Consider the following 8,786-nt stretch of genomic DNA (forward strand, 5'->3'; position numbering starts at 1 on the left):
CAAAATACGTTCTGAAGGCAGATTTCATTTGAATAATTTGGCTAACGTTCTACCACTGCTGCCAGTCTTAACCAGTTAATTAAAAGCACAGGTAGTTTTTAAATTATTTAAATGAAAAGGGCCTTCAGAAGGCAGTAGAAGCCAATTGATGTCAAGGGTCAACAAGGCTTTTAAAAAGCAAAACATAGCACCTGCTCCACCTGCATGAAACATTATCTTCCTAATGCTATAACGTGTCTTAACCTGTTTTCGGGTTGCCTGGCGTTGTATTTCGCGTTTAACCAGCAACTGCACTATGCAGCCTACCTGGTGGGTATAGCGGCCATTTTCGATTTCCTGGATGGGCTGCTCGCACGTGCCCTGAAAGCGTATTCCGAAATTGGCAAACAGCTCGATTCTCTGGCCGACATGGTATCGTTTGGAGTGGTGCCGGGCACTATTATGTTCGGCCTGCTTAGCCGGGCAGATGCCACTCCGACAGGCATTTCAGAAGATGTGCTGCCTTTCTTTGGCTTTATCATAACAATTTTTTCGGCCCTGAGGCTGGCAAAGTTCAACATAGATACACGCCAGACCGACTCTTTTATCGGGGTTCCTACACCAGCCTGTTCTATTTTTATAGGTTCGCTCCCGCTTTTGCTGGAAGCCTCGCCGCTGCTTTACGAAGACTTTATACTCAACCCGTTTTTTCTGCTGGCAATTACCTTTATCTTTTCGTTTCTGCTTATAGCTGAGTTGCCGCTGTTTGCTCTTAAATTCAAGAATTATACCTGGCAAGACAACAGTACCCGTTTTATATTTCTGATCATATCTGTTATCTTACTGGCTTTGATCAAGTTTGCAGCTATACCACTCATTATCGTGCTGTATGTTCTTTTATCGGTGTTTAAAAAGATAACATCTCCGAAATAAAAAAAGGCCAAAAGCAGGTGAGTTTTATAAGGCAAAATGCCAGGAAGCATTTATTCTAATGAAAAGCGCCTTCCGAAGAATTTTAGCTTTAAATCAGTCAAGGGTGTGGCTGGCATTTTTGTTTAAAATAACCAAAAGCAAAGCAAAAGGGCCTATTGAAATTGCTAGAGCTGTACCAGTGGCGGCACCATATAGTGGTTTAGCAAACAGATAACAGGAGCAGAATAACCTGAGCCTAATTTTGAAAACGGTAACGAAATGCTTACATGTTTGAACTTAAGCTACAATAATTTTATTTTTGCACAATAATCAGAATATATAGTTGTTAAGACTTAAGGATGATGTTCCGGCCAGCAGTTACTTGTAGCAACTTCTTTTGGTAAAATATCTTAAAATCAGCATGATGCGTTCTCCCATTATCAGATTGATGTGCCTTTTTGTATTGACGGGCTTATGGGCAATGGGAGCAGCGGCACAGGTGGCACCGGAGCAGGTGCAACTTAACTGGACAGGCCACGAGGCAGTATTACCAACAGCCACCTTGCCTGGCAAAATACCTGTTTTTGAAGGTGCCAGCTACGACTATGCAGAGCGCCTGCCTTACTACCGCCTGCAGTTCCGGGGCACCACCCTGAGCAGCTTTCAGTTGCAGGAAACCGCTTACGAGCCTTTTTCAGCCGACGACCAGAAGCTCTTCCAGGCCTCCGATATAGCAACTGAACCTGCTATAACCATTGTACCGGCCACCGAAAACAAAGTACCTGTAGCGCTTGTGATGGTGCTGCCCATCCGTAAAAACCCACAGTCTGGGCAGCTCGAAAAGCTGGTGCGGTTCAGCTACTCCTACACCACTCAGAACAACACCCGCCTAGGCACCACCGATACCCGCGACAACCACACAACCACCTCGGTCTTAAACACAGGCAACTGGTATAAACTCGCTGTTACGGCATCAGGTATTTATAAAATAGACAGAGCCACGCTGCAGGCTCTGGGCATCAGTACGCAGGGCCTCGACCCACGCACCATTCAAGTATTTGGCAACGGCGGCGGCATGCTGCCCCAGCCAAACAACATCGCCCGTCCCGACGACCTGACCGAAAACGCGATTTGGGTAGTTGGTGAAGCAGACGGCCGTTTCGATGAGGCCGACTATGCGCTTTTTTATGCACAGGGGCCACACACGTGGAGCTACGATGCAAACCAGAAGCTGTTCACACACGAGAACAACATTTACTCCGATACGGCCTTTTATTTTCTGCGGGTGGGTGCGGCTCCAGGCACACGCATCAGCAGCAGAGGGCAGGCAGCAGGTGCTACACAAACCATTACCAGCTACAACGAGCGCCTCTTCCACGAGCGGGACCTCAAAAGCATGATTTACTCAGGCAGGGAGTGGTATGGTGAGGAGTTCAGCTCTTTTACCTCCAGCCGCGACATCGCTTTTCCGGTTACCGACCTGGTGCCAGGTTCTGAGATCAGGCTTACTGCCGCCCTAATGGCAAATTCTTCGGTCATCACCTCTTTTGTACTTCGGATCAACAACCAGAACCTGGGCACACAAGCTATTGCAGGCAGAGGCAGCTTTGTAGATCATCCGGAAGGAACTAACAGCCTGCGTACTTACACTATTAACCAACAAACCATAGGAGCAGCACAGGAACTGCGGCTTAACCTCGCCTACAACACAGGCGGTAGTTCTACCTCGGCAGGTTATATTAATTACCTCGAACTGAATCTGGAGCGCCAGCTGCGGCTATATGGGGAGCAGACAAGCTTCCGCTCCATCAGTAGCCTGGAGGCAGGTGTAAGCACCTACAGGGTGGCAGCCGCGCCAGCTAATGCCATGGTCTGGGATGTAACAGACCCGCTGCGGCCCGTGCTGCAGGAGGTAGTAGCCAGCGGCCCTGACCTTAGCTTCAGTGCCACCTCCAGCACACTTCGGGAATATGTGGTGTTTCAAAATAACACAGGCTTAAAACCAATTCCTGCCGGTCGTGTAGCCAACCAGAACCTTCATGCCCAAAACCTGAACGGAGACCTGGACCTGGTCATTCTTACACATCCTAACTTTATAGAATCGGCAAACCGGTTGGCGGAGCACCGTAACCAGCACAGCGGCATGAATGTGGTGGTAGTAACGCCTAACCAGGTTTATAACGAGTTCTCCTCCGGCCGCCAGGATGTAACTGCCATCAGGGACTATATGCGCATGCTCTATAAGCGCAGTTCTAAAAGTGGCAGCGAAGTTATGCACCTGCTGCTCTTTGGCGACACCTCCTACGACTATAAGAATCGCATAGCCAACAACACTAATTTTATTCCGGTATATCAGTCCCGCCAATCGTTAAACCCAATCACAAGTTATTCATCAGAAGACTATTATGGCTTTTTAGATGATACTGAAGGCGAATGGGTAGAAAATACTTTTGGCGACCATTTGCTCGACATCGGGGTTGGCAGGTTGCCAGCTAAGACGGCTGCCGAAGCGGCTACACTTGTAAATAAAATTATGCTCTACGACAGCCCCAGCCACTTTGGCAAATGGCGCAGCCGGATAACTTTTGCTGCCGATGACGGAGATTTTAACCTACACCAGAACGATGCAGAGTTTTTAGCAAATTATATAGAAAACAGCTTTACTCAATACAACACCAATAAAATTTACCTGGACCTTTACCGCCAAGTATCAGTATCTAATGGCCAGCGTGCTCCCCAAGCTACAGAAGCCTTTAACAAGGCGGTGGAGCAGGGTTCTTTAATAATTAACTACACGGGGCATGGCAATGCCGTAAGCCTGGCTTCAGAACAACTGGTAACACTCGAAAATGTTGCCAACTGGCGAAACATAAACAACCTCACATTTCTGGTGACTGCTACCTGCGAATTTGGCCGTTACGACGACCCTGCCAGAGTATCGGGCGCTGAAACCGCCTTACTGAACCAGGAAGGAGGCGCGGTCGGACTTTTAACAACTACCAGAAAAGTGTATCAGAATGGTAATAAGGCTTTAAATACAGCTTTTTTCGAAAGTGCCTTTACGCCTATAGACGGCAAAATGCCTGTGCTGGGAGATCTGCTGCAAAGAACAAAGAACAACAGTATAGTAGGTAATGCAAGTGGTGCAAGAGGTGTTAACAACCGGAACTTTACCTTGTTAGGCGACCCTTCTCAACAACTGGCTTATGCAAACTTAAAGGCCACAATTACCGAGGTAAACGGCATGCCAGCAACCACCGATACACTCAGAGCTTTAAGTAAAGTTAATTTTAAAGGCAAGGTATCTGAACCTTCGGGTGCCGTAGCAGCCGGATTTAACGGGAAAATAAACATCACTGTTTTTGATAAGCAAAACACTCTGATGACCTTTGGCGATGAAGGTGTGCAGTCGATACCTGTAAAGCTTCGGGAAAACGTGATTTACGATGGACAAGCCACTGTGACCAACGGACTTTTTGAAGTGAACTTTGTTGTACCAAAAGACATTGCCTATAACTATGGCCCGGGTAAAGTAAGCCTTTATGCCAGCAATAGCAGCACCGATGCTCTTGGTGCCAGTAAGGATGTAATAGTAGGCGGCACAGCAACAGATGTAGCAGAAGACAACATACCGCCTGTTATAAACATTTTTATGGATGATGAATCGTTTGTATTTGGCGGCACTACTGGCAAAAACCCGTTGCTGTTGGCTAAAATATTCGACGATAACGGCATTAACACAGCAGGCCTGGGCATTGGGCATGAAATAACTGCCATCTTTAACGATGCAAAAGATAACCTAACCGTGCTGAATGATTATTATACAGCCGATGTCGACAGCTACCAATCTGGCACAGTCCGGTTTCAGTTACAAAACCTAAAGCCCGGCCCACACTCAGTGCGCCTGAAGGCCTGGGACACACACAATAATTCTGCTGAGGAGTACCTGGAGTTTGTTGTATCTAACGAAGCAGGCTTAGCCTTAGACCACGTGCTGAACCATCCAAACCCTTTTTCCACCAGAACCACATTCCATTTCGACCATAACAGGGCCGGCGAAAACCTGGAGATACAGGTCCAGATCTTTACCATATCCGGTAAATTAGTTAAAACATTAGAAACCACCTGCTTTGCCAGCAAAACGCATTTAGCAGAAATTACCTGGAATGGGCGCGACGAATACAATGATACCCTAGCGAAAGGCGTTTACGTTTATAAAGTAAATGTTCGTTCACAACAAGATGGCTCTAAAACATCGAAATTTGAAAAGCTTGTGATTCTAAATTAGAATTATTACAGCTTCTCTTTCTATATTTGATTTAGTTACTAAAAACCTTATGCATAACAAAAATTTACTATTAACAGCTGCACTAGTAGCGTGCGCTTTCGCCTCGGCACCACTTGCTTTAGCACAGGGCGTAACCGGACAAGATAATGAAGTTAGAGCGGTGACTACGGCAGTGCCTATTCTTACTGTTGCTCCTGATGCCCGTTCAGCTGCTCTCGGTGATGCAGGTGTGGCGCTTAGCCCTGATGCGAATGCTCCTTTCTGGAACCCGGCCAAATTAGGTTTTGTAGAGAATGATATGGCTGTTTCATTTTCGTACTCTCCGTGGCTGCGTAACATCGTAGACGATATGTCGCTGAGTTACCTTTCGGGCTACAAAAAATTAAATGAAACTTCTGCGCTCTCTGTTTCTCTTACTTATTTCGATTTAGGAGCCATCCAGTTTATTGATGAGAACAGACAACCGATGCAGGATTATAACCCAAAAGAGTATGCCGTATCTGTGGCTTATGGCCAGGCCTTGAGCGAAAACTTTAGTGTGGGTATCGGCGCGCGTTTTATCCACTCCAACCTGGCCGGAAATGTGAATGTAAGCGGCGCTAGCCCTTCTTTTGAGTCGAAGCCTGGTAACACAGCCGCTGTTGATGTGGGCGTTTACTACAACAAAGAACTTAACCAACAGATAACGCTGGCATTAGCAGGTAACATTTCAAATATCGGCGGCAAAATTTCTTATACCAATGCCGATCAGAAAGATTTCTTGCCTACCAACCTGAAACTGGGAACTGCTGTGACTTATAACCTGGATGCCTACAATACCTTAACGTTCCTGGTTGATGCGAATAAACTATTAGTACCATCTCCTGGTGCCGACAGTACGCAATCAGTTATCAGCGGTATTTTCACTTCTTTTGGTGATGCTGAAGGAGGCATGAGTGAAGAACTACAAGAGGTAATATTATCTGGAGGTATAGAATATTGGTATAACAGCCTTTTCGCTGCCAGACTAGGTTACTTCTACGAAAACCCACAGAAAGGCGACAGAAAATATCTATCGTTAGGCGTTGGCCTCCGGTACCAGAAATTTGGAGTTGATGTAGCCTACCTTGTACCGAACGAGCGGGCGAATCCATTAGCACAGACATTACGTTTTACAATAGGGCTAACACTCGATTAGCCAGAACTTAAAATTTACTAGATGCTTGATAGAACAAAAGCTCCAGAAACATATGAAATAGATGCCGTTACATTACAGATAGCAGAAGTACAGTTGCTGCCTAATGGTGTAAAGCTGCATCTGATCAAAAACGAAACCCAGCCTGTTATTAGGCTGGATTTTGTTTTTAAGGCAGGTAAATGGTACGAATCAGAATCAGGGGTATCTGACCTGACAGCAAAAATGCTGCTGGAAGGATCGCTGCATTACACAGCAAAGCAAATTGCTGAACAGGTAGCTTATTATGGTGCCTCTTTTGACAGCAACCACGGCTACGACCGCACAGAACTAACGCTTTACTGCCTGTCAAAACATTTAAAGGAGTTATTACCTTTGGTAACCGATGTTATTCAAAATCCGGTATTTCCGGAGGAGGAATTTCAGCAGCTTAAACAGCGTACTATCCAGAATTTAAAGGTACAAAAGCAAAAAAGCAGTTACCTGGCTACGCAGGAGCTAACCAGGCAGCTTTATGGTGCCACAAATCCTTATGTGTTTGGTTTTGAAGAAGAAAGAATAGCAGCTTTAACTCTTTCAGAAATAAAGCAGTTTTACACAGAAAACTATAGCACTAACACATTAGAAGTTTTTGCCTGTGGCGATCTGAATGAAAAGGTGTGGCAAGAACTAACAGATGCACTGCAAGAGCTAAAAATAGATGTAGAAAATAGTATAGAAGCAATACATGCTTTCCTTGATTCTCAACCAAAGGAGAGTATTGTACTAATGCCAGAAAGCCTGCAATCTTCTATACGTGTTGGCAAACGTTTCCCTTTAATTCAGCATGAGGATTACCTGAAACTAAAGATCCTAAATGAGATTTTGGGCGGTTACTTCGGTTCTCGGCTCATGCGCAATATAAGAGAGGATAAGGGGTATACCTATGGAATTCATTCGGTTATTTCGCCAAAAGAGAAAGATAGTATGTTTTACATAGGAACAGATGTAAACTACGCTGTAACTGATAAAACCATTGAAGAAATCAGGAAAGAGATTTTAACCTTACAACAAGAAGAAGTACCTGAAGATGAATTACATGTTGTAAAAAATTACATGCTGGGAAAATTCATTAACGATATAGCCACCATATTTGATCAGTGTGATAAATATAAGCGTGTGGTACTACATGGCCTTAATTCTGATCATTACAATCGGTATGTAACCACTATCAGAACAATAACTGCCCCTGAACTAAAGGAACTGGCTCAAAAATATTTAGATATTAATTCACTTCAGATTGCAATTGCGGGAAGAAAGGCAGATTAATGCATGAACACTTTAACGGTAGATGTTGCTTCAAAATACACTCTACTTTAAATAAGAGTAAGCCAATAAACACTTGAATATCAATGCTTTGCTTGAAAGAATATTGTAAAGCAGACTTTAAAATTCTCTATTTTATTTTAAGCTGAATTCAAAAATGATTTGAATTCAGCTTTTTTTATGTTCTATAACTAAGTACAGACAAGGAAGTTTTGCCAGACAAATCAAAACCTATATTAGTGTTATATTACAAATTATTCTAATGAAAACAGCCTCCAGAAGGTTTGTCATCAGAATTTTTTCAAGGGTTTATCAGGCATGCTTTCAGTGCTTGCACCTAGTAGTATTCATTCTATTGCTTCTTCAGATTAAAAATCAGCAATCGAAAAATTATGCTGACAAGAGCGTCAATACTCCAGCCGGCTATACCACACAGACTCTGCCCACCTTTGCCGGCATGCAACTTCAGAAATTAATTTGGAGGTGTATTAAGCTTTAAATATCAAATTCACCTTAAGTAGGAGAAATTTTCCGGATCAAGTATGATTAAGTAAATCGAGAAGCAAAGAACTTCTTATTGGTCAAAATCATTATTCAGCTCTTGCCATTGCCTCCTCACACTCAATTCACTGACTGGAGTCACTTCATGTAAGCAAAACTATTAAATTTCCAATCGGCCCTTATCATAAAAAGGTTTTACTGGTACCCTTGAGGTAAAACAGTAAAAAAGCTTGCGGAAGGCACTTTTCATTAGCATAATTAACCGGCTGCATCAGACAAAAAGAAATTAGTACCTCGCCAAATCAAATATCAGGACGACACAGGTTTCTACGCCCATAGCAACTATTCCACAACCTGTAGATGCTAGGTAGATAGCTTTCAGCAGGCATGCAAGTCTCAAAATTATGTTGGAAGTGCAATAGATCGATCGTGGGGAAGGGAGTGTAGCAACAACAACCTATTTTATATTCTTTGCCATTATACCTCCATGCTGGATAGGGTTAGCCCGCTCCTAGGCAGGAGGAGGATATACCATATTAGCGACTCCTCCCACAACATAGCGGAGAAGCCGAAAGTTACTGCCGATGGAGGAATTACGGGGAATGGTTCTGCCTTATTATTTGGTGA

General features: G+C 44.1%; 4 protein-coding genes. All 4 read left to right on the forward strand.

Annotated elements, in window-relative coordinates:
* The first annotated feature begins 204 nt into the window (after nt 1-204).
* On the forward strand, nt 205-912 hold the full coding sequence (locus tag FVR03_RS11295; protein ID WP_147921857.1) for a CDP-alcohol phosphatidyltransferase family protein: 708 nt from the start codon (nt 205-207) through the stop codon (nt 910-912).
* Between the two features lie 400 nt (nt 913-1,312).
* The gene (gene porU, locus FVR03_RS11300) at nt 1,313-5,179 is read left to right on the forward strand and encodes a type IX secretion system sortase PorU (protein WP_255474179.1); all 3,867 of its coding nucleotides are present in this window, start codon (nt 1,313-1,315) and stop codon (nt 5,177-5,179) included.
* Between the two features lie 49 nt (nt 5,180-5,228).
* Nucleotides 5,229-6,356 carry a type IX secretion system outer membrane channel protein PorV gene (gene porV, locus FVR03_RS11305; RefSeq protein ID WP_147921858.1) on the forward strand — a complete coding sequence of 376 codons (1,128 nt, stop codon included), beginning with the start codon at nt 5,229-5,231 and terminating at the stop codon, nt 6,354-6,356.
* A 21-nt stretch (nt 6,357-6,377) separates the two neighbouring features.
* Nucleotides 6,378-7,661, forward strand: coding sequence for a M16 family metallopeptidase (locus FVR03_RS11310; protein WP_147921859.1), 1,284 nt, complete (start codon nt 6,378-6,380; stop codon nt 7,659-7,661).
* The last annotated feature ends 1,125 nt before the right edge of the window (nt 7,662-8,786 follow it).

The organism is Pontibacter qinzhouensis, from assembly GCF_008017455.1.
In the GTDB taxonomy this organism is placed as follows: Bacteria; Bacteroidota; Bacteroidia; order Cytophagales; family Hymenobacteraceae; genus Pontibacter; species Pontibacter qinzhouensis.

Bases quoted from the DNA above. Each gene is read 5' to 3' on its own strand.
- FVR03_RS11295 (WP_147921857.1), top strand. From the start codon at position 205: ATGAAACATTATCTTCCTAATGCTATAACGTGTCTTAACCTGTTTTCG.
- porU (WP_255474179.1), top strand. From the start codon at position 1,313: ATGATGCGTTCTCCCATTATCAGATTGATGTGCCTTTTTGTATTGACG.
- porV (WP_147921858.1), top strand. From the start codon at position 5,229: ATGCATAACAAAAATTTACTATTAACAGCTGCACTAGTAGCGTGCGCT.
- FVR03_RS11310 (WP_147921859.1), top strand. From the start codon at position 6,378: ATGCTTGATAGAACAAAAGCTCCAGAAACATATGAAATAGATGCCGTT.